This window comes from Kitasatospora sp. NPDC085895 (assembly GCF_040702125.1).
Lineage (GTDB): Bacteria > Actinomycetota > Actinomycetes > Streptomycetales > Streptomycetaceae > Kitasatospora > Kitasatospora arboriphila.
The window spans coordinates 1-26,272 of sequence record NZ_JBFBJY010000095.1 but is presented as its reverse complement, the minus strand read 5'-3'; the positions used below and the strand labels follow the sequence as shown (position 1 = coordinate 26,272).

Genomic DNA, 26,272 nt, shown 5'->3' with positions numbered 1-26,272 from the left:
GAGGAGGCCGTGGACGCCTGACCGGCCCCGGCCTAGACAGTGCCGCCGCCGTGCGGAAGAGCGGCCCGCCGAGTGGCGGCACCGCGAAGGGCGCCGCCCTGACCGGCGCCCCGCACGCCATGGCCGTCAACGAAGCGATCATCGCCTGCCTCCCCGACACTGGCAGCATCGCCTCCTCGGCCACCGAGGTGGAACACCCCATCGCCACCCGCCAGGTCGTGCGCACCGACGCGGTGCTGCGCTCCCGGGAGCTCGGCCTGCCCGTGATCTTCTTCGAGATCGACTGTGGCACCATGAAGGAATCCCTGGTCGCCGCGAAGATCCCCCGCCACCTCGACTACCTCACCTGCACCGTCCGCGCCGGAAACGACGAGGTGCTGCACTGGCACCGCCTCTACGGCCGTCCCGATCACAAGGCGGGGCTTCAACCTCTGTCTGGTGGAAGACCCGAACCAAACCTGCACCTCCGAAGAACTGCTCCGTAAAGTCGCATAGCCGAGTCCACCGGCCAACGTCGACCGGTAGAAGCCTCACCCCACAGCGGCCATCGACTGGTTTGCCGCGCTGGCCCCAAGCGGTCTAACGCGCGACGAGAGCCGGAAGGCGGTCGTGCAGGCCGCACGGGTCGCGGGCTGCTGGCTCAGTTGGGCCGCACCGTGACAGGCCCGTCTGACGATGGCGACCTCACTGTCCTGTCCCAGGAACAGCCCACGGCGCGGCAGACGGTACTCCGGTAGAAGACGAAGCCGCCGACCGATCGATGGTCCAGTTCACGAGGGAGCGCTCTGACCTACTTGACCTGGAGGCCGGTCACGTCGCCGTCCGGATCGTTGGCCGGCACCACAGCTGCCGGGTCTGTACGGTGACCGGGCATCTCGCCTGCAAGGCGCCGGGGCTGACCCGGGCCCTTCGCGAGACGGACGGGGCATACGTACTGGAAGCGGGAGACATTTCAAGGCCGAAAGGGCTGGTCAGGCGCGCGCGAAGCCCGCCTCGAGCTCTTCCACTGGCTCCACCGCTACAACACCGTCCCACGCCACAGCAGCCTCGGACACGGCAGCCCGATCGGCTACGAGTCCGTCCTCGACACAGCATACGCTGACATAAGCCGCATAGCCCCGTGTCCAACATCCGGGGTCAGGCCCCAGCAACCACATCAGGGCCGGGTCAAGTGCCGGTATAGCTGCTCCAGTTGCGCGATCTTCACTGAGCCGCGTTCGGTCCGGTCGATCAGTTCCCGGTTCGCCTGTCGGTCGTCGGAGGTCAGCGGCTGTGCGTGTGTCAGCGCGTCGGCCAGTGTGGCTTCCAGCGGGTCGGGGAGCAGGTCCGTGAGCAGGCCGTCCGCTGCCAGTTCGCGGTAGGGCGCAATGTCGGAGAGCAGCAGGCGGCAGCCGGCGGCCGCCGCTTCCAGGACCGATGAACTGCGTTGGTCGCTCTGGGGTACCGAGATCGCGAGGTGGCTTGCGCGCATCAGGTCGAACATCTCGGCTTGGCTGAGCGGCTGTTCGATCAGAATGATCCGGTCTGCCCGTTCTGCCATGCGCTTACGCACCCTCGCGAGGTAGTGGTGCTGTGCCCGTCTGGCTTCGGCGTTGGCGGGCCGGTGACCGGCGAGCACCACGAGGAAGAGGTCGGATCGGACGCGGGCGGCGCGGGTGAAGGCCGCTGCGATCTCGTGCGTCCGGTAGACCTCTGCCGTGCTGCGGATTGACAGGGCGACCGTGGCACCTGCTGGAATGCCGTACCTGGCGCGAACCGGTCCTGGGTCGGCGTCGTTCTGGGCGCCCAGCAGTGCGTCTGGTACTCCCCAGGACAGGGTCGTGATCCGCGATCGGGGGATGCGGTACCGGTGTTCCACGTGTCCGGCGACCTCGTGGGAGGTCGGCACGACCCAGGCGGCCCTGCGAAGGGTCAGCCAGGCCACGAGCGCCCTGCCGGGATGCCGGGTTGCCGCGCGGAGTTCGGAACCCCAGGGAGTGATCAGGCACGGTGCGGTCTGTGCCGGTAGTGCGAGGGACATCGCGCCGTGGACGCCGAGGGAGTGCACGTGGATGATGTCCGGACGCACCCTGCGCGCCTCGCGGCGTAACCAGCTGGCCGCGCGCGCCGCCCGCCACGGCCACCATGCTCCGGCCGCGGGTGCCGTCTCGACTCGCCAGTCGGCGGGATAGGGGCCTGGATCGTGCCAGCTGCACACGGACACCGTGTGCCCGCGCGTGGCCAGATCATTGGCCCAGCGGCGTGTGTGCGCCGAGCCGGCCGGCGCGAGCAGGAGGATGCGTAGCGGTGCGGCCGACGCGGGGCCGTTGCCGGGGCGCTGTCGGCCTTGGTCAGGATTCGGCACGGTACTCCCTCAGTACGAAGCGGCCTTTGCCCGCGGCGGCCCGTAACCGTCCGGCTGGGTTGCGGGTGTAGCGATCCCAGCGTGCTGCCACGGTCAGCCATTGCCGGTCGGCGAGTACTCTTCCGGCGGCGGTCAGCAGCGCGACGTGCAGGCAGTGGTAGGCGAGAGTAGCGGGCGCATTGTGTTGGAGGTCGTATCTCGTCCAGTACCCCAGGTCGAAGTCGGTCAGCGAGTCGCGGAGCCGGTCGGCCATCGGTTGGTGGGTGTGACGGTGCTGGGCCCGGCCGAGTTCGAGGAGGCCGAAGAGCGCGAAGACGGCGCCGTTGAGAATGTGGCTGGCCGGGTTCGACGGACACTCCTCGGGGAACGGGCGGCCCTGCCGGTCGTAGTCCGCGCAGCCGCCGTCGGCTAGCGGGCGGAGCATCAGCTCTGCTGCGCCTTCACTCGCGTCGAGGAGGGAGCGTTCGCCGGTGACCGCGTGCGCGCGTAGTAGCACGGATACCGCCAGGCCTTGGGCCATCGCGGAGTACCACCCGGGATGCACCCCGTATCGGGGTACCGATACGGGGTAGCGCCAGCCGCCGTTGTCGTCCTGCGCGGCCCGTAGCCAGGTGGCCTGGGTCAGGAGTGCCCGGAGGGCCGGGGGCTGGTCGGTGGGGGACTGGCCGGCGGCGAGTGCGCTGGTGTGCCGGCCGAGCGCGTACAGGCTGATCGAGACGGGGTTGCGGTACGTATCGCCGGTAGCGGTGCGTGTCACGACCAGGCCTTCGTGATCGAGCAGGGTTCCGGCGGTCATCGGTCTCAGGTCGAGTGGATACCTGTTTGGCGGGCCCGGCGGCATTCCGCCCGGTCGCGCGGCCGCGTCGACCGGGAAGCTTGGGCGTCGCAGGTCGCGCACCGCCTTGCGGGCGAGTCCTGCCAGCGTCGGTCCCGTCGTTGGGCCCGTCATGCCGGGTGCTCCGGGCGGCGGAGCCGCCTGCGTGCCGCGTGGGTGGCCGACATTCGGTGGTAGAGCTCGTTCACCTGGTTCACCGTCCCGGTGATGTCGAACTGGCGGAGTGCGAGTTCACGGCCGCGGCCGGCCAGCTGGCGCCGCGCCGCAGGGTCGGCGATCAGCTCGTTTACGGCCTGTGCCAGGGCGGCCGGATCGGCCGGCGGGATCAGCAGACCGGTCTTCCCGTGCCGGACGGTGTCGGGCAGGCCGCCGACATTGGTCGCGACGACGCCTTTGAGCATCAGCATCGCCTCCACCACCGTGTAGCACGCGGACTCGTCCATCGAGGGGTTCACCAGCACGTCCAGTCCAGCCATGATCGAGCTGACGTCGGAGCGGAAGCCGGTGAATTGGATCCGGTCGGCGACGCCGAGCCGAGCGGCGCGGTGCTCCAGTTCTCGCCGGTACTTCCCGTCCCCGATCAGCTCGTCGCCGACCACGAAGAACCTGGCGCCCGGATGCTGGCGGAGAATCAGTGGGACGGCGTCGATGAAGACCTCGTGCCCCTTGACGCCGATTTCCCGGAAGTCCCGGAATGTGCTCGGGTACATGTAGGCGACCATGCCGACTGTCGGTGTGCCGTCGCTGATCTTGAACTCCCGGCGGAACGGATCCGGTGGTGTGGCCGGATCGAACCGGTGCACGTCGCAGCCGTAGTAGCTGACCGCGACCGTCCGCGCGCCCATCGCTTGATAGCGGCGCGCGATCTCCTGGCATGATCCGAGCACCAGGTCGTCTCGGCGCAGCGAGAGCCGGTCCAGGATGCGAAACGGCGCCATCCGCAAGTGCACCAGGCCCGGGACCTGGGACACCACGAGCGCGGACCGCCAGCCGATCGAGGCCACCCGGCTGGCCAGCATCGCGATGATCAGATGCGAGTGGATGACGTCCGGCCGGTACTCCCTAACGAATCGTGTCAGTCGCCACTGCGCGCGGAGCAGGCCAGGCAGTTGCCTAATCCGCCGGGAAAGGCCGAACGGAATGATTTCCACCCGTACACCAGCGATCTCTCGCAGCCGGTCAGCGAGCGGACCCTCGCGCGGCAGCACCGCGCACACCTCGTTTCCGAGCTCGGCCAGGCCCCGCACCTGGTCGTGAAACCAGCTGCCGCCGACCGCCGTCGAGGTGATCTGCAGGATCCGCAGCGGCGGCTTCCCGCTCTCCGATCGCCTCATCGCGCCACCTGACCAGGGGCCGGGACCAGTCTGCCGATCGTCACCGGTTCGTCGGCCGGCATCGGTCTGCCGGCTGTCACCGGTTCATCGGCCGCTGCCGGTTTCGCGGCGAGGACGATCAGCACGAGACCGGACAGCAGGGTCGGCACCAGCAACACCTCGCCGAACATCGAGCAGATCCCCGTGCCGACCATGGCCAGGAGCGCCGCCTCACCCGCATGATCACCCGATCGGAGCGCGGTCCACGCCCGGCGGACGCCGAGCGCGGCCAGTGAGCCGAAGCCGACCGCGCCCACCAGTCCGGTCTGCGAGAGCACCGTCAGGTAGGTGTTGTGGGCGAAGTCGAGGAGCGGGAACTGGAGGAACATCACGTTGTAGTGACCCGTGGCGTGGTAGAAGGCGGGCAGTTGTCCGGCGAAGTTCAGATAGCCGACGCCGAAGAGCGGGTGCGCGTCGAACATCCGCAGTGCGCTGCTCCACAGATCGAGCCGCACCGCGGAGTCGGTGTCCAGCGTGCTGCCACCGAGCACCAGGCCGAACCGGGCCGCGATCGCGGCGGGCACTAGCGGTACCAGGCAGGTCGCGCCGAATCCCAGCGCCAGGATGCCGCGCAGCGCCCGGCGATAGGTATAGACCACCATCATTGCGATGCCGGCGAGATATGCCGCGCGGCTCAACGAGTATGCGATCCCGATGGTGAGCACGATGATTCCGCCGCCGATTGCCCATCTGTACAGGCGCGGCTGGATCGTCTGGAAGCGCGCCAGTAGAACTGCCGCCGCCATGATGAACAGTGCGGCCACGGCATTGTGGTTGGCGGTGCCCGGCTGGGTGATGGCAAGGACAGCGCTGTCCGCCGCGGCGAGGTCCGTGCGGGCCGCGAAGACGGAGTCGGTCCGTGCGATCTCGATCACGGCAAGGATCACGCTGCCGCCGCAGAACACCAAAAGCGCCCGGTCGAGTGTCGGCCCGGGTCCGGCGACGAGCGGCAGCAGCAGCAACGGCGCGCAGGCCAGCAGCAGGTACTGCCAGGTCCCGGTGCCCAACCGAGTTGTGCCGCCAGCCACGGCGGTGGCGGCGACCAGGCAGCCGACCGTGCCGACGGTGATTAGTGTGCCGGCCGGCCTTGGCCTGACGATCTCCCGACCCATGAGGGCGCGGTTGAGCAGGCAGACGAACATCAGCGCGACCAGCCGGTTCGAGGTGACGAGTGAAGACCCGACGGTGGACTGCGACAGCGGGATCGCGGCCGCGAGGGTGTAGAGGCCCGCGTTTGGGGTCAGCGCGCAGGTCAGCACGATGACCATCAGCCCGCTCGCGATGGCTACGGGGCTGGATGCGGTCGCCAGATATCCGACCGTCGCCGCGGCCAGCAGTGCCGCCGCGGCCAGCGGTGCTCTGTCGGCCAGGACACCCGCCGCCCGCCACGAGTGCGTGCGCCGGCATCCCTCGCTGACCAGCCCGGTCAGCGCGGCCCAGACCGGTCGGATTCTCGGCTCTCGCCGTTTTTGCCGCACCGACGGAGCCGACGGACGGGCGGCCGCCGGCCGCTTCCCGGCAGCGTGCCCGGAGCGGACTCGCGACCGGATGGCGTGGCCGAGCAGCGCGGCGAACACCAGGAATCCGGCCGAGTCGGCGGCACCGGCGCCGACCGCACCGAAGGGGGTGGTCAACGCCCCGAGCAGCACGACGTTGACGACGGCACCCAGTGCGGTCGCGATGATCACCGGCCGGAGCAGATCCGTGGCCGCCAGATAGGCCTGGAGTGAACGACCCGCACTGAACAGCACCAACCCGGGGAGGACGACCCAGATCACCGGAACCGCCGCGGCGTACAGCGGCCCGTAGACCGCGGGAATCACGAAGGGCGCGGCCACCGCCGCCCCGGCGGCCGTTACCGCGGCGACGCCGAGGACGGTCCGGGCGATCCGGGTCACCGCGCGCGCGTCCACCGAACCCGACGTCGCCTGGGGAAAGATCATCAGCGCCACTGTGGTCGGCATCAGGAGCATTCCCTCGGCTACCGGCAGCGCCACCACGTACATCGCGACCGCCGTGGACCCGGCCAGGAGCTGGATCACTGGCACGTCGAGGCGCAGCATTCCGTAGTGAATGAGGTTCGGCAGATAGGCCCTCAGTGCGAAGCTGCCGAAGGCCCGGGCGGGCACCCGTTCGCCGTCGGGGTGCACGCGTACGGTGGCGGCGACCAGGAGTGCGGTTGCCGCCGCCAGATGCCCGGCGAGTGCCGCCAGAAAGCAGCTGGTGACGGTCAGCGATCCGGTTGCCCGCAAGCCGATGACTCCGGCGAGGTAGCAGAGCGAGGGGAGGGTGGTCGCGAGGTAGTACGTCATGACCCGGCCGCGGCCGATCTCCGCGGTGCCGAGCAGCGTGGTCAGCAGGGTCGCCGGGCACATGGCCGCCGCGAGCAATGCGAACCGGAACGGCAGACCGAGCAGCAGCACCGGCCAGTGATGACCGAGCAGCAGCCAGAGCCCGGCGGCTGCCGAACCGGCGATCAGGGAGAACGCCAGGCTCCCCCGGACGATCTGGCGGAACGCCGTGTGGGAGGTGCCGGCGAACCGGGCGTTGGCGTTGTCCATGCCGAGGACTGTCAGGATGCTGAGAACGGCAGGAGCGGAGACCATGAGGGCGAGCATTGCCCGGCCCTGGACCCCCAGTTCGCGGGCGGCGATCACGCCCGCCACGAAGCTCATCGCCGTGGCCAGCAGACGGGTCGTCAGCGTGCCGCCGAGCACGGCGGGGCTCATCCCGGGCAACCGGCAGCGCAGGCTCTCGATGATTCGCCGCACCAGGAAGTGGCCTCCGGAATCGTCATCGGGGACAGGAGTAGGAAAGCCGACGGGCATTCCCTCGGCGTGTACACATCGTCATAGCATGAACACGCACCGTAGCATTTGTTTTCGGCTGCCGGGCGAGCCGGGGCACAGCCACGTGCCGCCGGGTGGCGCCCCGGCACAGTGACCGGTGCGACAGAGAGAAGCCATCGTGAAGGTGCTCAGTGTGGTCGGCACACGTCCGCAGCTCATCAAGCTGGCCCCGATCGCATGGGAGCTGGCCGCGCGCGGCGACGACCACCTGATCGCGCACACCGGACAGCACTATGACCACCTGCTGTCCCAGTCGTTCCTCGACGACCTCGGCCTCCCCGCGCCGGACGTGAACCTGGAAGTCGGCTCGGCCCCGCACGCGGAGCAGACCTCCCGGATACTGGCCGGGCTCGCTCCAGTCCTCGCCAAGGCGCGTCCCAACTGGGTACTGACCTACGGCGACACCAACTCCACCCTCGCCGGAACCCTTGCGGCGGCCGCGAGGGACCTGCCGATCGCGCATGTGGAGGCAGGGCTGCGATCCTTCGATCGGCGGATGCCCGAGGAGCGCAACCGGATCGTCGCCGATCACCTGGCCGACCTGCTGCTCGCACCGACCGCGGCGGCAATGGCCAACCTGGCCGCCGAGGGCCTGGGCGCCCGCGCGGTACTCGTCGGCGATCTGATGCTGGACACACTGAAGGCGATCAGGGACCGGTCCACCGGGCCCCGCGGGGACGAACCGCCCCCGTTTCTCACCGAGAGCCCCGGTCCGTACCTGCTTGCCACGGTGCACCGGCAGGCCACCACCGACGATCCCAAGCGGCTGGCCGCCGTCGTGGCCGCGCTCGCCGCCTGCCCACAGCCGGTCTGGCTGCTAGTGCACCCACGGCTCGCCGCCCGATGCCGCGCGTTCGGCATCGACCTTTCACACGGAGCGCTGCGGGCGGTCGCCCCCCTGCCCTATAGGAGCATGATTGCCGCGCTGGCCGGGGCAAGCGGACTGATCACCGACTCCGGCGGCCTCCAGAAGGAGGCGCTGGCGCTTGGCGTCCCGTGCTCCACCCTGCGCGCCGAGACGGAATGGCCGGAGACACTCCACGACGGCTGGAACGTCCTGGTGCCCGACCCCCGCGACCTGTCGGCGGCGGTGGCCCGGCCGAGGCCCACCGGCGAGCCACCGAGCCCATTCGGCGACGGCGGGGCCGCCGCCCAGATCATCACCGCGCTGACCTCACGGACCGGCGTCGCAACCGCGCCCGGCGCGCCCCCGGCCGCGGCCCTGGTGACGACTTGATTTCCTCCCGGACACACCCGAACGTGCGCGACAGCTCGGCCGCCTGCGCATCGTCCAGGTAGAAGCGGAACTCGCAGGCCGCCTCATGTGAACGGCCGTTATGGCCCACAGCGGCCGCCGTCAGATCGCGATCACGCGTGGACGATCATCCGCCAAGACGCCATACCGCCTTGGCGGTGGCCTGACTTTCCCGTCCCGCTACACGCGGGAGTTTCGTTTCCTCCCCCGGCTGAAGCCGGAAGTACCCACGAAGGAGCCCGGATGAGGATCTGGATCTTCAACCACTACGCGGCGCCACCCGACTGCGCGGCTGGCACCCGGCACTACGATATCGGCCGGGCACTGACCACGGCCGGGCATGAGGTCACCGTCTTCGCCAGCAGCTTCAGCCACTTCAGCAGACGCGAGGAGCGGCTCGCGCCCGGCGAGAGGACCGCCATGCAGACCATCGACGGCGTCCGCTTCCTCTGGGTCCGCACACCGTCCTACCTGAGCAACGGATACCGACGGGTGCTCAACATGCTCGCCTACACGGTCCGGGTACTGCCGGCGCAGCGCCGCCTGGAGCGGCCGGACGTGATCGTCGGCTCATCAGTCCACCCCGCGGCCGTGCTCGCCGCCTGGCTGGCGGCCCGCCGCCGCCGTGCCCGGTTTGTCGTCGAGGTGCGGGACCTGTGGCCGCAGACCCTGATCGACATGGGCGCGCTACGCCCGAACGGGCTGCCCGCCCGCCTGCTCCGGCTTGCCGAGTCCTTCTCCTACCGGCGGGCGTCCGCCGTGATCTGCTTGCTGCCCGGGGCCGCCGACTACCTGGAGGTCCGCGGCGTCCCGCGTGACAAGATCCACTACGTGCCGAACGGGATCAGCGACCAGCCCGGAGCCGATGGCACCGGTGAGCGTGTCCTCCCTGACCTACCAGGCGCGGGCAGCGGGGCCGCTGAGCTGATCGACCGGATCAGGCGCCTTCGCAAGGACGGCTTTCTCACGGCTGGCTATCTCGGCTCGCACGGCCCGGCCAACGGGATCGGCACCATCGTCGAGGCTGCGGCCGAACTGCGCACCAGGGGAGCGCGGGTGGCCGTCGTGCTGGTCGGCGACGGCCAGGAAAAGGCCGCGTGCCAGCAGCTCGCCGACCGCCACGGTCTGGACAACGTACTGTTTTGGCCGCCAGTGCCGAAGCAGGCGGTACCGGCCGTGTTGGCGGAACTGGACGTGACGCTGTTCTGCGTGCGCGACGTCGCCGTGTTCAAGTACGGCCTGAGCAGTAACAAGCTGTTCGACTATCTGGCATCCGGCAAGCCTGTGCTGTTCGCGAGCAACGCGCCGGGCGGCCCGGTCCGCGAGTCCGGCGGCGGCCTGTGCGTGCCGGCCGAGTCGCCGCCGGCCATGGCCGACGCACTGTCCGCGCTCGCCGCGATGAGTGAGACCGAGCGCGAACGAATGGGCGAACTCGGCCGCCGCTGGGTGTACCTGAACCACGGCATGACCGCACTGGCCGACGCGTTTCTCATCGCCGTCTCAAAACCGCTTGAACCATCCGAGGGCCCCCCGGTCACCGACGTACGCGCGTGACCTCCGGATATCGCCGGCGCCGGCTTCGGCCGGCTGGCAGAAACGGTGCGGACGACGGCGGTGGTGACTGCCGCCGCCGAGCACCCACGCGCGACGCCCGTCGGTGACTGCCCGGTGGCGACCGGTCGATGTCGCTGCTGGTCAGGTCGCGATCGGCACCCCCGCGAAGGCGTACTGACCGTCCTGAGCCATGGCCTCCGGCCCAGGACGGACCGGCCCGCCCGTTCCGATGGCCAGCCGGGGTACGCCGGACCAGAGCGCCGGATCGGTCACCGATCTGCCGTCCAGCAGCGCGGCGACCCCCGGTAGGTCAGCGGGCCCGATCCGGGCATACTCCGCATGGTCCGCCTGCACGATCGCGACATCGCACGGCTCGCCCAGATGGTAGGGCTGCAGGCCGAGCGCGGTCAGCTCCGCGTCGTCATACAGCGGGTCGTGGACCAGGGGGATCGCGCCGTGCTCGGCCAGCGCGCGGACGACCGGCAACACGCCGCTGAACGCCGTCTCCTTCACGCCGCCGCGGTAGGCGGCGCCGAGTACCGCGGCCCGCCTGCCGCGCAGATCGCCGGCCAGTGCCACCAGCATCCGGACCGCCCGGGCCGGCATCGCGTCGTTGATCTCGCGGGCCAGTACCGGCATCCGGGCCGCCGGATCGCCGACGGCGTACAGCCAGGGGTAGACCGGGATGCAGTGCCCGCCGACCGCGATCCCCGGCCGGTGCAGATGGCTGAAGGGCTGGCTGTTCGCCGCCTCGATGATCGGCAGCAGATCCAGCCCCGCATCCTGCGCGAAGCAGGCGAATTCGTTGGCGAGCGCGATGTTGACGTCGCGATAGGTGGTTTCGGCCAGCTTGGCCAGCTCGGCCGCCTCTGCCGAACCGAGGTCCCATACCCCGTTGGGGCGTGGCAGGTCGGGCCGCTCGGTGAAGCGCAGCACGGAAGCGTAGAACGCGGACGCGCGCTCCCCACTGGTCCGGTCGATACCGCCGACCAGCTTCGGGTACCGGGCCAGGTCGGCGAAAACGGTACCGCTGGAGACCCGCTCCGGGCTGTGGCAGACGCCGAAGTCGGTGCCCGGGCGCAGCCCTGACGCGACCGCGAGCCGCGGGGTGATCCGCTGTCGCGTGGTGTGCACCGGCAGGGTGGTCTCGACGATCACCAGCGATCCACGCCGGAGACCGGCGCCGACCGCGTCCACGGCCGCGTCCAGTGCCCGGTAGTCCGGCCGCCGGTCGGCGCCGATGACCAGCGGCACCACGATGACGATCAGCTCGCTGTCGGCCACCGCGGCCGTGGTGTCCGTGGTGGCCCGCAGGGTCCCCTCGCCCATGACCTCGGCGAGCAGCCCGGCGAGACCCGGTTCGCCGGGGAACGGCGGCACGCCGGCCGCCACATCGGCCGCCACCTGGGGATTGATGTCGGCGCCCCTCACGTGATGTCCCGCGGCGGCGATCGTGACCGCGAGCGGCAGACCGATCTTGCCCAGCCCCACCACCGTGACCGTGGCCATCAGAAGAACCTCCGTGAGTTCAGGGCCGGTACGTAGCCCGCGACCAGTACCGGCAGGTCCCCGTGCGATGCGGCGGGCGGCTCCGCGTGCGCAAACGCGGCCCCATGGGCGGCACCGTCCTCGCCCGGCCGCGGCGGGACGACGGCAACGACCCGCTCGGGGCTGGGAGGGGCGATATCTGCCCCCCCGTGCGGCACCTCGACGCCGACCCGCGGCACCGAGAGGATGGCGCTGGTGACGTCCATGACCTCCACGCCGGCGCGCATGGGCACGATGTGGTCGGCCCGGCCGTGCACGGCGGCTACGAAACCCTCGAGCTCGGCCCTCAGCGGCTCGTGGGTGGCCAGCTTGCAGGCGACGCCCCGGTTGTCGGCCACCGGCCCGGCGGCCTGGTCGTCGGGTGCGGAGCGGAGGCCATGGCGGTGCAGCCGGAGTGCGGGAGCCAGCAGGTCGCCGCGCAGACAGCCGAGTTGGCCGGTCACCGTCACCAGCCGCTCCTTGACCGGCGATAGCCAGTTGACCAGGTGGTTGACGACTGTGCCGTCCTCGAGCACACCGGCGACCGCGGCCAGGTCCTCGTGGCTGCTGCCACCGGTGACCTGGTTGGTCACCGCCGACACTTTCAGGTACGGCGACCCCGTGATCCATCGGGTCAGATCGATGTCGTGGCTGGCCAGATCGAGGATCACCCCGACATCGCGGATGCGCCGCGGGTACGGTCCCTGGCGGCTGGTGGTGACCTGGAGCACGGCGCCGATCTCGCCCCGGGCGATTCGGTCCCTCATCGCGCGGATCACCGGGTTGAACCGCTCAATGTGCCCGACGCAGCCGACCAGCCCGGCCCGCTCGAAGGCATCCGCCAGCGCCCGGCCCTCCTCGGCGCTCGCACCGAGCGGCTTCTCGATCAGGGCGTGTACGCCTGCCTGGGCCAGCCGGGTGCCGATGTCGGCATGCGCCAGCGTGGGTGCGGCCACCACACAGATGTCCAGGCCCAGACCGAGCAGCTGGTCCAGGTCCGGGAAGACCGGCAGGCCGGCGACGGCGTGACGGGCGGCCTGCGGGGCCGGGTCGCAGGCACCGATCAGACGTACGCCGGGCATCGCGGCCAGCACCCGGGCGTGGTGCCTGCCCATCGTGCCGAGCCCGACAACCCCGGCGCGGAGCGCGGTCACCGGTCACCGACCGGCTTCGGGGCGCTCACCGCGTCCAGCGGTACGACCCCCGCAGCGGATGCGCGGCCCGCCGGAATGGCAGCGGACGGCACCGAGATGGCACCGGGCGGCGCTGCCGCGGCCCGGCCCACCGCAGCGATCACCGCGTCGGCGATCTCCGCCACGTCGGCCTCGGTCAGACGGTGGTGCACCGGGACCGAGAGCATCGCCTCCGCGACCGCCTCGGTGACCGGCAGCTCGGCAGGCCCGCCGTCCGCGATCGCCCTCCCGTCCGCGCCGCACCGCGCGAAGAGCGGCTGCCGGTGCACCGGCGGGAAGTAGACCCTGGCCTCGATGCCCCGGCCGAGCAGGTCCGCGAGCACCTGGTCGCGGACTTCGGGCAGCAGACAGGTGTACAGCATCCAGGTGCCGCGGGCCTCGGGCGCCTGGAACGGTGTGGTCAGGCCGGGCACCCCGGCCAGCCGCCGGGTCAGCGATTCGGCGATCGCGCGCTTGCGCTCCAAGATGCCGTCCAACCTACGGAGTTGCACCCGGCCGATCGCGGCCTGCATCTCGGTCAGCCGCCAGTTGTGGCCCAGGCTCTCGTGCCGGTACAGCCCGGTCTGACCGTGGTTGCGGAGCAGTCTCAGCCGCTCGGCGACGTCCGGGTCGTCGGTCAGGACGATGCCGCCTTCACCAGTGGTGATGTTCTTGGTCGGCGTGAAGCTGAACATCGCCGACCGGCCGAATGTGCCGACCGGCCTGCAGCGGTACTCGGCACCGGCCGCCTGCGCGGCATCCTCCAACAGTGACACCCCGGCCTCGGCACACAGCCCCGCCAGTGCGTCCAGGTCGCCGGGCTGCCCGGCATAGTGCACGGTCAGCACCGCACGGGTGGCCGGTGTGAATCGGGAGGCGACCACGGCCGGATCGAGGTTAAAGGTCTGCGGGTCGACGTCGGCGAACACCGGCCTGGCGCCGACGTGGCACACCGCGGTGGCGGTGGAGACGAAGGTCATCGACGGAACGATCACCTCATCGCCCGGGCCGATGCCCTCAGCGAGCAGCATCGCGTTCAGCGCAGCCGTGCCGGTGCAGAACGTCACGCCGAACCGCGCCCGATGGCGGTCGGCGAACTCCTGACCGAAGGCATCGTTCTCCGGGCCGTTGGTGAGTACACCGCTGCGCAGTACGCGGCGTACCGCGTCCAGTTCCTCCTCGCCGAGGTCGGGGCTGGCAAGCCGGATCCGAGCGTTGTTGTCAGGCACCTAGGGTCCTTTCTGGTGTGCGAGCGATCGGATCGCCGTCGTGGCTGGCGGTGGCGCCGCCCCGCGCCAGGACTGTCCAGACGGTGCGCAGGAGGATCGTCAGGTCGAGCAGCAGGCTCTGCCGGCACAGGTACTGCAGATCCCACTCGATCCGTTCCGGCCAGCTCAGTTGCTGCCGTCCGCGTACCTGTGCCAGGCCGGTCAGGCCGGGTGTCGCCCGCAGCCGCAGCCTCTGCCGGTCGGTGTACCGGCCCACCTGGTAGAGAAGCGTGGGCCGGGGTCCGACCAGGCTCATCTCACCGCGCAGCACGTTGATCAGCTGTGGCAGTTCGTCGATCGACAGCCGACGCAGCAACCGGCCGACTGCAGTCACCCGTGCGGTTCGGGTACCTTCCGGTGTGGCCGTCCCGCACGGCGGATTCCCCATCGTCCGTAGCTTGAGCAGGACGAACAGCCGTCCGTCGCGGCCGACCCGGCGCTGCCGGAACAGCACCGGTCTGCCGTGCGCGAGTAAGTGCGTCAGCGCGGCCGCCGCGCAGATCACCGCGGCCGGACCGATCAACAGGCAGGTCACGACGAGGTCGAGCTGTCGCTTGCCCCGGTAGGATCGTCGGCTGCTGGCCGCGGTGGCGAACACCGGCCCTGCGGTGGCGACCGAGACGAGCGTGTCCGCCCCACGTCGGCGCCGCGTCCCCCGCGCGGTCACTGGCCGGCCTCCGCTGGTTCGGGCGGCGCGGGGTGGGCGGGTAGTGCCGCTGGTTTCCCCGGCACTGGTACTGGCACCGGCGCCGGGCTGGGCGCGGCGGTGAGCTGGACCAGGGCCGCACGCACCTCGTCGGGATCGGTGAGGTGACCGATGTCCGTCACCTCACGGGGTTCGAGCGCCGGTACGGGCACCTGCCTAACCAGCGGGTGCTGTGGCCGATGGTCGCGCTCCCCGGCGCCCAGTAGGTCCTCGACCAGCTTTTCGCCGGGCCGCAGCCCGGTGAACACGATCTCCACCCGGTGCGACGCTGTGGCCGTCATTCGGCGCGCGAGGTCGGCGATGCGGACCTGCTCGCCCATGTCCAAGACCAGCACCTCGCCGCTGTGTCCCACGGTCACTGCCTGCAGGACGAGCTGAACGGCCTCGGTGGCCGTCATGAAGTACCGGGCGACCTGCGGATGCGTCACGGTGACCGGGCCGCCCGCCGCGATCTGCGCGGACAGCGAGTCGAGCAGGGAGCCACGGCTGCCCAGCACGTTGCCGAATCTGACCGACACCCAGGTTCCTGGAGCCTGATCGGCCATGTGCGCGGTCAACCGCTCCGTGATCCGCTTCGACGTGCCGAGCACGCTCACCGGGTCGGCGGCCTTGTCAGTGGAGATATTCACGAAGGACTGCACACCGCAGGCGGCCGCCGCTCGCAACACGTTCAGCGTGCCGGTCACATTCGTCTTCAGTGCCTCCGACGGGTACCGCTCCAAGAGGGGGAGATGCTTGACCGCTGCGGCGTGGAACACGATCTCCGGCCGGGCCTGCGCGAACACCTCGCTGATCCGGGCGGCGTCTCTGATGTCGGCGAGCACGGTCTCGTCGGAATCGAGCAGCGCACGGCCGTGCAGCGCGAGCTGGATCGCGTGCAGGGCGGATTCGTCCCGGTCGAGCATCACCAGCGCCGCGGGGTGCAGCCGGTGCAGCTGACGGCACAGTTCGGAGCCGATCGAACCGCCGGCGCCGGTGACCAGGATTCGCCGCCCGGCGAAACGGCTGGCAGCCGCCGTCAGGTCGAGGCGGATCGGCTCGCGTCCCAGCAGGTGGGTGATCCGCGGATCGCGGACGCCGTCGATTTTGGCCGAGCCGGAGACCAGCTCGTGCACTGGCGGAATGACCTTGGCCGTCAGCTCGGCTGACTCGGCCAGCGATACCAGGTCCGCGATCACCCGACCGTCGCCGCGCCCGCCAGCGATCGCGATCACCACGATCTGGGCCCCGGTCTCGGCCGCGACCTCGGCGAGCCGCTCCCGGCCACCTCGCACCCGGACACCGCAGATCCTCAGCCGGTGCTTGCCCGGGTCGTCGTCCAGCAGAGCAACCGGCTGATACCGCGCGCCGCGCTGGCCGGCCAGCCGGTGTACCAGCTGCGTGCCCGCACTGCCTGCGCCGAACACGATCACCTTGACCGCAGCCGGTGCCGGCCGTCTCGGCCTGCGCTGGACGGCGGCGACCGCAGCCCGTGCGGTGATCATCCCCAGAGCGCTGACCATGGCGGCGATCTCCGCCACGGCTGACTCTCCGCCCATCAGCGATAGCCGGTCGCCGCCGACGGTCTCCAGGCAGAGCGCGGTCAGCCCGGCGGTGCCCAGCACGGCGCCTAGCTCCGCGCGGCTCTCCAGCTGAAACCGCCCGGAGTACAGGCCGCATACCGCTCCGGCCAGGACCGCGGCCACGGAGGTGACGAGGCAGGCGAAGACTCGAGGGCCGCTGACGGCTGACAAGCCGGTACCGCCTTCGCCGTTCGGGCCGACGATCAGCAGACTGCACGCCCAGGTGAGTGCGTCGGCGGCGGCCCACGCCACCCGCGCGCGACGGCGAGCGGCAACGTGAGACCGGCCGGCGGCTTCGGCATGTGGCCGGGCGCGGTCGGTCTGCTCGGCGGCCGCGGCAGGGCGGACCACCGTGTGACTGGCACATTCCCCGTGCAACGTGGCTCCCGATTAAGAAATCATCTCATTTGGTGATTCTTCGGTGGCAGATGATCGCTGCGGCGATGGTGGCGAAGGCGGCGAAGTGGTCGGCCTTGCGTTCGTAACGGCGGTGGAGTCTGCGGAAGCCGCCGAGCCAGGCGACAGTCCGCTCGATGACCCAGCGGTGCCGGCCGAGGCGGGCCGAGGACTCAACGCCGCGCCGGGCGATGTGGTGTTCGATCTGCCGCCTCCGCAGGTAAGAGCGGATGAAGCGGTGATCGTAGGTTTTGTCGGCGTGGAACTTGCCAGGCCGGCGCCGCCTCGGGCCGCGGCGGGAGCGGATCGGCGGGATCGCCTCGGCAAGCGGGATCAGGGCCTGGCTGTCGTGCAGGTTGGCCCCGGAGATCGCGAGCGAGATGGGTAGACCAGCGCGTTCGGTGAGCAAGTGGATCTTCGACCCGAACTTGCCCCGATCGACAGGATTCGGACCCGTCAGCTCCCCTTTTTCGTGGCGCGCATGTTCACCGAGTCGACCGCGCACCGCGACCAGCCGAGCTCGCCCCGGGCGCCGGGTTCGTCCAAGACCAGGAGGTAGAGCTTCGCCCACACCCGCGCGGCGGTCCACTCCGCGAACCGGCGGTGCGCGGTCGGCCCGGACGGACCGAAACACGGCGGCAGTTGGGCCCACGTGCATCCGGAGGTGGCGACGAACACGATCGTGGCCAGCACCTCACGGTCCCCGTGGCGGCGTCGGCCGCCGCCCTGCGGCCGGGTTGGTGCTGCCGGTACTACCCGCTGAAACAGCTCCCACAACTCGTCCGGCACCAGGTGCCCCACAATCGCCACGCGAGCAGCCTATGGGACCAAATGAGATGACTTCTAATCCGATGCCGATGGCCGGCGGCAAGATTCTGATCAGATTCCGTTCTTCCACATCTGCACCATAGGACGAGAGGTCGAGTCGCTTGTCCAGCCCGTTGGGGAGATTCGTGTAGCGCCCAGCGGAAAATCGCCAAGCGAAGACAAATTCACGGTCGTAGGGATAATCAAGCTTTCGGTCAGGTAGTGTCCGGAAGGGATGAGATCGGCTGGCGAAGGCCGGTACCCTCTATGGGCGCACGCCCTCGCGTCCTGGCCGCAGGTCGGCAGGGGGGCGAGACGATCCGCTCCCAAATCACCGCTCTTACAGGTTTGTTCGTGCATGGCGTGTCACTTCCGGATTGCGGTGTCGATCCGCTTTGATTGCCCACTGGATCCTTCGCCGTGGACCACGTGCAGCGGCTGGGCTCCGGGTCGATGCCGCGGGGGGCACCAATCGGTTCGGTGGCGCCGAGCGAGCCGGCTGTGTGTGGGCCAGCGCGCTCCGACCCAGCGAGCAAATCTGAAGGCCGGTTGGGAAGGGATTGCCGCCGGCTCCCAGGAGTAGCACCGGGCCGGCGCCGTGCTTGTATGCCGACTCGTGCAGGTTCCCTACCGCGGAAGACAGGAGACTTCGGGATGAACAGACGCAGCTTTCTGGCTGACAGTGTGACGGCGGCAGGTCTCACCACCGGCGCGGGGGCCTGGTCTCCGCAGCCGCCGGTGGCGCCGTGAACTCCGCGAGCGTCAGCGTCAAAGACTCCGGTGCTGTGGGCGATGGCGTTGCGGACGACACCGTCGTGATCCAGACCGCGGTGGACCGCGGCGACCCCGTTGTACGGTTACCCGCGGGAACCTAACAAGATCACAGCTCCTCTAGGGCTCCGCTCGAACCTCACCCTGGTCGGTGACGGCATGGCATCCACCGCCATTAACTAGGCGGGGGCCGGCGCCCACGGACTGGTCGGCGCGGATCTGGAATTCGTCGGCGTCCGAGACTTGATGATCTCCGGGTCGAAGGGCACCGCAGCGTCCGACGGCGTGCACATCACCAACGCCAACGCCGCCAACATCGGCATGTTCTACCTGTCCATGTTCAATGTCACGATCCGCCGGTTCCCGGCTCCGGGTTGGCGGTGCAGGACCCAGGCATGTGCGATCTGACGAACGTCGCCGCGAAAGAGTGCGGCGCCGCCAGATTCGACCTCTAAGTCGGATCGTTCATTCTCCGTTCGAACGCCCTGTCTGTGGTATTGGCGCGAACGGTGCCGGCTATGTCAGGGTAGTGGAACGATTACTGATGGTAATGTTGATCATTGGCGGAGATTTTTGACCGCGCACCTGCAGACACGGTGAAGAAGGCGAGACGGGTATGGCATTGCGGAGTCTCCTCGGATTGATCAGGGATCGTTGGAAGCTCATCATCCTCGTGACCTTGCTCGCCGGAGCCGTCAGTTCGGGCTTGACAGCGCGGGCGGCCCGCACGTACTCCTCCAGCCTTACCTTCCTGGTCTCAGCACAGGTCGACTCGGCCAATGTGATGCAGGCCTACCAGGCGGGCCTCCTGTCCCAGCAGAAGCTCGAGTCCTATGCCAACCTGCTGACCGGTCCGATGCTGGCAGCTGCCGTGGTTAAGACGGGTGAACTGAAGCTCGATGCGCCCGAGTTGCAGTCGCGGATCTCTGCGAAGGCGGTCCCGCAGACGGTGCTGCTGCGGGCGACCGTGACCGGCGACTCGCCAGCGCAGGCGCAGAAGATCGCGCGTGTGATCGCGGTCGTCTTCCCGCAGCAGATCAGCCAGCTGGAGCGCCCGGAGACCGGCGGGGCGTCGACGGTGGTGATCCGGGTGGTTGCCCAGCCCAGCTATTCTTCCGAGCCCGTGTCGCCGAAGCCGGTCCGCAACCTGGCCGTCGGCTTGGCCCTCGGCTTGCTGGCGGGGCTCGGCTTGGCCGCCATCGCCCGCACGCTGGATACCTCGCTCAAGACCGCTGAGCAGGTCGCCCATGCGCTCGGCGGGAAGCCGGTACTGGGCGCCATTCCGTACGACCCGGCCGCGCGGGGTACCCCGGTGCTGTACGACGCCGATCTGGTCGGTTCGAGGATGGAGGCGTTCCGCAAGCTCCGGATCGCCTTCGGGTTCGTCCAGGTTGACGCGCCACGCAAGGTGATCATGTTCACCAGCGCAATGCCGCATGACGGCAAGAGCACAACGGTCTGCAACCTGGCGGCCGCGCTAGGCACAGCCGGCACCAAGGCGATCATCGTCGAGTGCGATCTGCGCAGACCTCAGGTCGGCAGATACCTCGGACTGCCGAACGGGGCCGGTCTCACGGACATCCTGCTCGGCCGCGCCTCCCTGGACGATGCCATCCAGACCTGGGGCGACGACGATGTGGACGTACTGACCAGCGGCACGCTGCCGCCCAACCCGGGCGACCTGCTCGGCTCCCAACGGATGGAACGGCTGATCGAGGAGCTGCGATCGCGCTACGAGGTCGTGCTGCTCGACCTGCCGCCGACGCTGGCCTTCGCCGACGCTGCCGCGGCGGGCCGGCACTGCGACGGCGCGATCGTCGTCGCCCGGCACGGCCGGACCCGCGTCGAGCAATTGCGCAGAGTCGTCGAATCGCTGACCGCGGCCGGCACTCCCGTGCTCGCCGGGGTGCTGTGCATGGCGCCTCAGCGACGGGACACCGACGGCGGCTGGCTGTACGGCTACCGCTACTACCAAGCCGACAAGCCTCGCGGATACGGCGCCCGGGTGGCCCGTGCACGCGCCGCACGCACCAGGACCGGCGCCGCCGCCCCGGCGGGTGGCCGGCAACTCCCGGGCAGCGCCGTGGACGCGGACACGGCTCCGCCGGTCGCGCGCTGACCACGGCCGGGCCCCAGTGACCACCTTCCGCCTCCGCTATGTCTGCACCGCGAATCTGTGCCGATCCCCCCTGGCCGAACGGATCACCGAGCTGAGGATGCCGCCTGCCGCCGGGTGGTCGTGGCTCGCCGTGACCAGTGCGGGCACCCACGGCCAGGACGGCCTGCCGATGCATCTGCCGGCCGCGGAGCTCCTGACCGGGATCGGCGCCGATCCGGCCGGGTTCACCAGCCGCCGGTTGACGGCCGCCATGGTGGCTGGCGACGACCTGGTGCTGACCGCCGAACTGGCGCACCGGGACGCGGTCATCGCTCTGTGTCCGGCCGCCTCCCGGCGCACTTTCCTGGTCCGCGAGTTCGCTCGGCTAGTGCGCCACCCCCCGGTGACCGCTGGCCTGCACGCACCACAAGCCGCCGACGGGTCCGCGGCCGAGCAGGCAGCGCGGGCGCGGGAACTGGTAGCGGCGGCGGCCCGATTCCGCGGCCGGATGCCCTGGCAGGAGCCGGCCCTCGACGAGATCGCCGATCCGGACGGCACCGAGGCCATGCTCATCGCGTGCGCCAAGGACATCGACAGGGTGGTGACCCAGATCGTCACCGCCCTGCTCGGCCCGGCGCCGCAGCCCGCCACCGTGCCGGTACAGACCATCATCCCGATCGACGGAAAGGGCCCGCGACCATGAACCCAGCGGCCACCGAGCCAGCCGCAGAGCTCGAGAACAGTCCGGCATCCCCCGCGCGGGAGTGGCGGACGGGACCGGTGGTGCCCCCGGCCGCCGGCGCCGACCGCAGCCCCGCGGAGACCGTCCGTGCCGACGTCTCCACGGGCCCGCCGGGTCGAAGGGAGCACCGGATCCGGATCAGCGAGCCACAGCTCGGTGTCGAGGAGGAGGCCGCCGTCCTCGCGGTGCTCCGGTCCGGACAGTTGACCAGCGGCCCCCGCGTGGAGGAATTCGAACGGGCCTTTGCTGCGGCCCACGGTTCCGCGCACGCCGTCGCGGTCAGCAGCGGGACCACGGCGCTGGTCGCGGCACTGCGCGCGCACGGCATCGGGCCCGGCGACGAGGTGATCACCACGCCGCTGACCTTCGGAGCGACGCTGAACGCGCTTCTCGAGGTGGGCGCCGCCGCGCGATTCGCCGACATCGACGACGACTTCCTGCTGGATCCGGCGGCCGTCGCCGCCGCGATCACGCCGCGGACCCGGGCGATCATGCCGGTCCACCTCTACGGCCTGCCGGCGGACATGCCGGAAATCACCAGGCTGGCCGAGCGCCACGGGCTTACCGTGATCGCGGACGCCGCGCAGGCACACGGCGCCCTGGTCGCCGGGCAGTCCGTCGCAGTCGCCTCGACGGCGACCTTCTCCATGTACGGCAGCAAGAACATCACCTGCGGCGAGGGCGGCGTGGTCACCACCCCCGATGCCCGGATCGCCGACCGGCTGCGGCTGATCCGCAACCACGGCATGCGCAACCGCTACGAGCACCTGATGACCGGCTCGAACTACCGGCTCACCGAGATGCAGGCCGCGATCGGTTCGGTCCAGCTCGGCCGCCTGCCCGAGATCAACCGCAGGCGTGCCGCCCACGCGGCCCGGCTGACCGCCGGCCTGGAGGGCGTCCCCAGGCTGATCACCCCTCGGCAGCCGGCCGACCGGCTGCACGTCTGGCACCAGTACACCGTCCGCCTCACCGACGATGCACGGGCCGGGCGTGATGAAGTGATCGAGGCGCTGGACCGGGCCGGTGTCGAGGCGCGGGTGTTCTATCCGCGGCTGGCCTTCGACCACGACTGCTACCGCGACCACCCCCGGATCGCGCGCGGCGATACACCGCGCGCCCAGCTGATCTCCCGCCAGGTGCTGTCCCTGCCGGTCCACCCCCGCCTGACCGACACCGACCTCGACCGGGTGATCGACGTCGTGCGGCGGACGCTGGAAAGCCCGGGCCCCGAGCCGTACCCCAAGCCCTGACGTGCCGTCCGCGGAGTAGCTCGTTCCGGTCAACGTCGACCGCCATCCGCCGGTCACCGTTGAGGTTCACCGCGACCAGCGTGTTTACGTGGGGATGCGCATTCTCTGGATGCATCGCCGGCCGTACGGCCGAGCACACGGAAGGAATCCTTCAATGAACAGCAGATCTGTCGTAGCAGAAGACAGACACTCCACCGGTTTCCGAACATCCCTTCGGTGGGATCGTGACTCCTTCGGAATCCTCATCGTGTTCCTCATCTCGGCCCTGGCCGCGGCGGTGGGCGCAGCGCCGTCGGCCCAGGCCCACCGCCCGCCGGGCATCGCCTATCCGCCGTCCTCGTGCACGGCAAGGGTGAGCACCGCGCTCGTGCCCGAGGGAGGATCGCTGACCGTCTTCGGCTGCGGCTTCGCCCCCCAATCGCCGGTGTCCATCGACGTCCTGAGCTCGGTCGTCCATCTGACGACCGTGCGCGCGGACAGCAATGGCGACGTGGTGGCGGAGGTGACCCTCCCCAAGGTGATCGAAGAGGGCCCGCACACCATCCGGTTGACCGGTGAGAACCCAGATGGGACCGAACGTGTCCAGAAAGTGGGCATCGAGGTCTACGAAGACGGGCACGGAGCACCGCCCTCCCCGCCGGGGACCGGCGGCCATGAGACCGGCGGGCTGGCCGGGACGGGGCTCTCCGGCATGACCTTCACCGTGACCGCTGCCGGGCTTCTGCTGAGCTTCGGAAGCCTGACCCTGCTCCTGGTCCGCAGCCGTCGTCGGCGGGCACGTGCGAGCTGAGCTCCTCACTCACCGGGCTGATGAGCCCGAACAGGCGGCCGGGCCGACGAAGCGTCGCAGGCCCGGCCGCCGAATCCTTCTCGGCGCCGCCGCGATCCTCCTGCCCCTGGCGGCACTGAGCGGCGGTGTGCTGCTCCAGGCACGGGCGGTGCACGCGCACCTCTCCGCAGCCCAGCAGGACGTTGCCCGGCTTGCCGTCACGTTCGAACGAGGCGAGACGCCCTCCGAGCACGAGCTGGCCTCACTCAGGGAGCACACCGGCGCCGCCCGCCGGGCGACCTCCGCGCATTGGTGGACGGCGCTCGGCGAACTCCCGCTGGCCGGCCGCCCCTTCCGTACCGTGCACGGTATCAGCGTGGCCGCCGACGAGGCGGCCACGCAGGTGCTACCGGACGCGGTGCGGCTTCGCGAGGTGGCCGACCCGGCCCGGATCATGCGCCAGGACGGCGGCGTGGAACTCGAGCGGCTGGCGGCGGCCGACCCGGTGCTGGCCCGCATCGAGACGAGCCTCCAACGCATCGGGCACAACCTGACCGCGCTGCCGGACGCCACCGGTATCGGCCGCCTCGACGCCGCGCGTGCCGGGCTGACCGTGCAGGCGGCGCGCCTGGCACGGTCGGCCGAGAGCGCACGCACGGCGGTGCGGATGCTCCCCCCCGTGCTGGGCGAATCGGGCCCGCGTTCATACTTCTTCGCCTTCCAGACCAACGCCGAGGCCCGCGGCACCGGCGGTCTCGTCGGCGTCTTCGGCATCCTCACCGCCGACCACGGGCGGATCACCGTTCACGATCTGTCCTCCGACGACGCGTTGACCTCCACTCCCGAACCAGTCGCCGATCTCGGCCCGGACTTCGAGAGCAGGTACGCGGGCGGTGACAGCACCCGGCTGATGGCCAACTCAAACCTCTCCGCGCACTTTCCGTACGCGGCGCAGATCTGGACAGGTTTCTGGCGCCAGAAGACCGGTCAGCAGCTGGACGGGGCGATCGCCACCGACCCGGTGGGGCTGGCTCGACTGCTGAAAGCCACCGGTCCGGTGTGGCTGCCGGGCGGAGAACAGCTGACCGCCGCCAACGCGGTCGCGCTCACCGAGAGCACCGCCTACACCCGCTACACCGACAAATCGGCCCGTAAGGGCTTCCTCATCCAGGTCGCCCAGTCGGTCACTGAGGCCCTGCTGCACGGCCGGCACGACCCGGTCGCACTGTTACGAGCCCTGCACCAGCTCGCCGGCGACGGCCGACTGCAGGTTTGGAGCACTGACCCGCACACGCAGGAGGCTCTCGAGAACACCGAACTGGCCGGCAGCGTGCCGCAGCAGAACGGCCCGTATGCGGCCCTGGTGGTCAACAACTCCGCCGGGAACAAGCTGGACTACTATCTGGACCGGTCACTGCGCTATGAACTGGCGCCCTGCGTCGCCGGGATGCGCGAGAGCCTCATTCGCGTCCGGCTTGCCAACAACGCCCCGGTCTCAGGCCTGCCGGAGTACGTCAGGCTCCGCTCCGACGACCGCACGCACCCGCATGCGCCCGGTTCCACACGGATCTGGGTCTCGCTCTACGCCACCGTGGGAGCGCAGTTCAGGGGTGCCGAGCTAGACGGACGACCGCTGCCCATGTCGCTCGAGACCGAACGCAGCCACCCGGTGCTGGCCAGCGAGGTCGAGCTGGAGCCGAGCCAGGTAAGGGAGTTGGTCATCCACCTGCGCGAACCCGCCTCGGCCCGGTCACCGGTGGTGCCGGTACAGCCACTGGTGCGGCCGCAGACCACCCAGGTGGTGGCCGCACCGTGCCAAGAGCCAAACTGACGCCACCGCGGGTCGACTGCAGGACGGCGCGGTGTCGAAGCCGATGCCGATGCCGACGCCGCAGATCACCCGCCAGGCCGGCGGCGCGCTGGTTCTCCTGGGTCTTCTTGACCATGGGGGCCAGGGCGGTGCGGTCCGACGGGTTGTCGTGCAGGTCGACGACCAGCAAGATCTGGCGGCGCACGCAGACGATTTGCAGGTTGTATCCCTGCAGGTAGCCGCCGCGTTTGCCGAGCTGTAGCCGCGGGTCCGGATCGCTCAGGCGGGCGACAGCAGTCGGGGAGGGCACCGGTTCGGGGCTGCGTGCCCGCTCCAAATGGACGATCGCCTTCGCCAGCCGGCCTGCTGCCTGACCAGGACTGTCTTGTGCTCCATAGGGACGGGTGGCCGACCGCTGGCACCGCGGCGGCCTGCTGCCCGGTCGGCCTCGGCCCGAGCCTGGTGGTTCCTCAGTTTCTCTTGATGGGCCGCGGTCTCCGCGGCCAGCCGCTTCTCCGCGCGGGCCACGATGCGTTCGGCGGCCTCGACCTTGATCCTGATCTCGTTGGCGGACGGCAGGACTGCCGGTAGAGCCGGTCCCGGACCGTGCGGGCAAGGGCGAGCAGATCACACAGCCGTGACAGCCTCAGCCAGTCGTCATGCCGCAACTCGTCGTCGGTGTTCGGGGTGTCACTGGTTTCGACGCGTCGGGCATGGTCTCGCACGTCGTCCATGAGCGCGTCGATCTCGTCCTCAGAGGGCGTTAAGTCCGTTTCTGGTAGCGGCCGCGTCCGGGTTGCTCGAGGACTCCCTGGCGGACGAGTCGTCCCAGGCGGGAGCGGGTGACGTTGATCGAGGGCTCGTCGGTGGGCAGCCCGAGGAGTTCATGCAGGTCACGAACCCGGAAGACCCGCCGGGGGTGCTCGTTGAAGGCGGTCACGATGCGCTGGTAGGTGGTGGTGGAGTCCTCGGGAGATGTTGCGCGGTCGGGCAGGGCAAGGCTGTCGATGACCTTGCCGGTGGTGACGATCTCGGCAAGGCGGGCCTCGACTTCGATCAGGGCACTGGTGAGTTGCTTGATCTGCCCGCGCAGGCTGTGGGCTCGTGCGGCGGTCTCGTCGTGTTCGGCCTGCAACAGCTGCAGGAGTTCGGTGACGTTCACGCGGCCAGCTCGACGTCGT

General features: G+C 70.1%; 24 protein-coding genes. 12 read left to right on the top strand and 12 right to left on the bottom strand.

From position 1 onward, the window contains the following. Nucleotides 1-485: replication-relaxation family protein (locus tag AB0442_RS36190; protein ID WP_366167801.1), on the top strand; the 485-nt coding region annotated here is incomplete at its 5' end. Nucleotides 486-1,156: 671 nt separating this feature from the next. On the opposite strand, the gene AB0442_RS36185 is transcribed toward AB0442_RS36190, so the two are convergent. The 4 genes from AB0442_RS36185 to AB0442_RS36170 all read right to left on the bottom strand — a co-directional run bounded on the left by AB0442_RS36185 (nucleotide 1,157) and on the right by AB0442_RS36170 (nucleotide 7,323). After that, entirely contained in the window at nucleotides 1,157-2,344 is a 1,188-nt protein-coding gene (locus tag AB0442_RS36185) for a glycosyltransferase family 4 protein (RefSeq protein WP_366167800.1), read from the bottom strand. Then, the gene (locus AB0442_RS36180) at nucleotides 2,331-3,140 is read right to left on the bottom strand and encodes a D-glucuronyl C5-epimerase family protein (RefSeq protein WP_366167799.1); all 810 of its coding nucleotides are present in this window, start codon (nucleotides 3,138-3,140) and stop codon (nucleotides 2,331-2,333) included. The genes AB0442_RS36185 and AB0442_RS36180 overlap by 14 nt, the downstream gene beginning before the upstream one ends. A 149-nt stretch (nucleotides 3,141-3,289) precedes the next feature. After that, nucleotides 3,290-4,513: a glycosyltransferase family 4 protein gene (locus AB0442_RS36175; protein ID WP_366167798.1), complete on the bottom strand. Its 1,224-nt coding sequence runs from the start codon at nucleotides 4,511-4,513 to the stop codon at nucleotides 3,290-3,292. Next, nucleotides 4,510-7,323, bottom strand: coding sequence for an O-antigen ligase family protein (locus tag AB0442_RS36170; protein ID WP_366167797.1), 2,814 nt, complete (start codon nucleotides 7,321-7,323; stop codon nucleotides 4,510-4,512). The genes AB0442_RS36175 and AB0442_RS36170 overlap by 4 nt, the downstream gene beginning before the upstream one ends. A gap of 196 nt (nucleotides 7,324-7,519) precedes the next feature. Between AB0442_RS36170 and wecB the strand changes: the two genes are divergently transcribed. Beyond that, nucleotides 7,520-8,638: a UDP-N-acetylglucosamine 2-epimerase (non-hydrolyzing) gene (gene wecB / locus AB0442_RS36165; RefSeq protein WP_366167796.1), complete on the top strand. Its 1,119-nt coding sequence runs from the start codon at nucleotides 7,520-7,522 to the stop codon at nucleotides 8,636-8,638. Here wecB and AB0442_RS36160 read toward each other — a convergent pair. Then, entirely contained in the window at nucleotides 8,562-8,747 is a 186-nt protein-coding gene (locus tag AB0442_RS36160) for a helix-turn-helix domain-containing protein (RefSeq protein ID WP_366167795.1), read from the bottom strand. The genes wecB and AB0442_RS36160 overlap by 77 nt on opposite strands. Before the next feature lie 152 nt (nucleotides 8,748-8,899). On the opposite strand from AB0442_RS36160, the gene AB0442_RS36155 reads away from it, so the two are divergent. Continuing rightward, nucleotides 8,900-10,210 carry a glycosyltransferase family 4 protein gene (locus AB0442_RS36155; RefSeq protein WP_366167794.1) on the top strand — a complete coding sequence of 437 codons (1,311 nt, stop codon included), beginning with the start codon at nucleotides 8,900-8,902 and terminating at the stop codon, nucleotides 10,208-10,210. A 141-nt stretch (nucleotides 10,211-10,351) separates the two neighbouring features. Here the strand turns inward: AB0442_RS36155 and AB0442_RS36150 are convergent, their stop codons facing one another. From AB0442_RS36150 to AB0442_RS36125, 6 genes are all read right to left on the bottom strand, one after another. Further along, a complete protein-coding gene (locus AB0442_RS36150; RefSeq protein WP_366167793.1) occupies nucleotides 10,352-11,719 on the bottom strand; it encodes a nucleotide sugar dehydrogenase in 1,368 nt (455 codons plus the stop codon). Further along, nucleotides 11,719-12,891 carry a Gfo/Idh/MocA family oxidoreductase gene (locus AB0442_RS36145; RefSeq protein WP_366167792.1) on the bottom strand — a complete coding sequence of 391 codons (1,173 nt, stop codon included), beginning with the start codon at nucleotides 12,889-12,891 and terminating at the stop codon, nucleotides 11,719-11,721. Before AB0442_RS36145 ends, AB0442_RS36150 begins: the two co-directional genes overlap by 1 nt. Beyond that, nucleotides 12,888-14,138, bottom strand: a complete 1,251-nt coding sequence (locus tag AB0442_RS36140) for a DegT/DnrJ/EryC1/StrS family aminotransferase (RefSeq protein WP_366167791.1) — start codon at nucleotides 14,136-14,138, stop codon at nucleotides 12,888-12,890. Before AB0442_RS36140 ends, AB0442_RS36145 begins: the two co-directional genes overlap by 4 nt. Then, nucleotides 14,131-14,775: a sugar transferase gene (locus tag AB0442_RS36135; protein WP_366167790.1), complete on the bottom strand. Its 645-nt coding sequence runs from the start codon at nucleotides 14,773-14,775 to the stop codon at nucleotides 14,131-14,133. Before AB0442_RS36135 ends, AB0442_RS36140 begins: the two co-directional genes overlap by 8 nt. A 65-nt stretch (nucleotides 14,776-14,840) precedes the next feature. Beyond that, nucleotides 14,841-16,796 carry an SDR family NAD(P)-dependent oxidoreductase gene (locus AB0442_RS36130; protein ID WP_366167789.1) on the bottom strand — a complete coding sequence of 652 codons (1,956 nt, stop codon included), beginning with the start codon at nucleotides 16,794-16,796 and terminating at the stop codon, nucleotides 14,841-14,843. A 52-nt stretch (nucleotides 16,797-16,848) separates the two neighbouring features. Beyond that, nucleotides 16,849-17,642, bottom strand: a protein-coding gene (locus AB0442_RS36125) for an IS5 family transposase (RefSeq protein WP_366167803.1) whose coding sequence is annotated in 2 segments (ribosomal slippage) — nucleotides 16,849-17,310 and nucleotides 17,313-17,642 — 792 coding nt in all. Because the reading frame shifts where the segments join, the coding sequence is not laid out codon by codon here. Between the two features lie 459 nt (nucleotides 17,643-18,101). On the opposite strand from AB0442_RS36125, the gene AB0442_RS36120 reads away from it, so the two are divergent. The 9 genes from AB0442_RS36120 (at nucleotide 18,102) to AB0442_RS36080 (ending at nucleotide 25,353) form a co-directional block, all read left to right on the top strand. Further along, entirely contained in the window at nucleotides 18,102-18,398 is a 297-nt protein-coding gene (locus tag AB0442_RS36120) for a twin-arginine translocation signal domain-containing protein (protein WP_366167802.1), read from the top strand. Beyond that, complete coding sequence (locus tag AB0442_RS36115; protein ID WP_366167788.1) at nucleotides 18,395-18,523, top strand: glycosyl hydrolase family 28-related protein; 129 nt, start codon at nucleotides 18,395-18,397, stop codon at nucleotides 18,521-18,523. Before AB0442_RS36120 ends, AB0442_RS36115 begins: the two co-directional genes overlap by 4 nt. 181 nt (nucleotides 18,524-18,704) lie before the next feature. Then, a complete protein-coding gene (locus tag AB0442_RS36110) occupies nucleotides 18,705-18,827 on the top strand; it encodes a hypothetical protein (RefSeq protein ID WP_366167787.1) in 123 nt (40 codons plus the stop codon). 208 nt (nucleotides 18,828-19,035) lie between these two features. After that, nucleotides 19,036-20,538, top strand: coding sequence for a polysaccharide biosynthesis tyrosine autokinase (locus tag AB0442_RS36105; RefSeq protein ID WP_366167786.1), 1,503 nt, complete (start codon nucleotides 19,036-19,038; stop codon nucleotides 20,536-20,538). A gap of 16 nt (nucleotides 20,539-20,554) precedes the next feature. Then, nucleotides 20,555-21,220, top strand: coding sequence for a hypothetical protein (locus AB0442_RS36100; RefSeq protein WP_366167785.1), 666 nt, complete (start codon nucleotides 20,555-20,557; stop codon nucleotides 21,218-21,220). Between the two features lie 77 nt (nucleotides 21,221-21,297). Further along, the gene (locus AB0442_RS36095; RefSeq protein WP_366167784.1) at nucleotides 21,298-22,512 is read left to right on the top strand and encodes a DegT/DnrJ/EryC1/StrS family aminotransferase; all 1,215 of its coding nucleotides are present in this window, start codon (nucleotides 21,298-21,300) and stop codon (nucleotides 22,510-22,512) included. A gap of 247 nt (nucleotides 22,513-22,759) precedes the next feature. Next, entirely contained in the window at nucleotides 22,760-23,302 is a 543-nt protein-coding gene (locus AB0442_RS36090; protein ID WP_366167783.1) for a hypothetical protein, read from the top strand. After that, nucleotides 23,292-25,112, top strand: coding sequence for a DUF4012 domain-containing protein (locus AB0442_RS36085; RefSeq protein WP_366167782.1), 1,821 nt, complete (start codon nucleotides 23,292-23,294; stop codon nucleotides 25,110-25,112). Before AB0442_RS36090 ends, AB0442_RS36085 begins: the two co-directional genes overlap by 11 nt. A 31-nt stretch (nucleotides 25,113-25,143) precedes the next feature. Next, nucleotides 25,144-25,353 (top strand): hypothetical protein, encoded by a 210-nt coding sequence (locus AB0442_RS36080; RefSeq protein ID WP_366167781.1) that lies wholly within the window; start codon nucleotides 25,144-25,146, stop codon nucleotides 25,351-25,353. Between the two features lie 501 nt (nucleotides 25,354-25,854). On the opposite strand, the gene AB0442_RS36075 is transcribed toward AB0442_RS36080, so the two are convergent. Next, nucleotides 25,855-26,272: type IV toxin-antitoxin system AbiEi family antitoxin domain-containing protein (locus AB0442_RS36075; RefSeq protein WP_366167780.1), on the bottom strand; the 418-nt coding region annotated here is incomplete at its 5' end.

What these genes read in the sequence shown, in the direction of transcription:
- AB0442_RS36105 (WP_366167786.1), top strand. Translation starts at nt 19,036, where the DNA reads ATGGCATTGCGGAGTCTCCTCGGATTGATCAGGGATCGTTGGAAGCTC.
- AB0442_RS36175 (WP_366167798.1), bottom strand. Translation starts at nt 4,513, where the DNA reads ATGAGGCGATCGGAGAGCGGGAAGCCGCCGCTGCGGATCCTGCAGATC.
- AB0442_RS36155 (WP_366167794.1), top strand. Translation starts at nt 8,900, where the DNA reads ATGAGGATCTGGATCTTCAACCACTACGCGGCGCCACCCGACTGCGCG.
- AB0442_RS36180 (WP_366167799.1), bottom strand. Translation starts at nt 3,140, where the DNA reads ATGACCGCCGGAACCCTGCTCGATCACGAAGGCCTGGTCGTGACACGC.
- AB0442_RS36150 (WP_366167793.1), bottom strand. Translation starts at nt 11,719, where the DNA reads ATGGCCACGGTCACGGTGGTGGGGCTGGGCAAGATCGGTCTGCCGCTC.
- AB0442_RS36120 (WP_366167802.1), top strand. Translation starts at nt 18,102, where the DNA reads ATGCCGCGGGGGGCACCAATCGGTTCGGTGGCGCCGAGCGAGCCGGCT.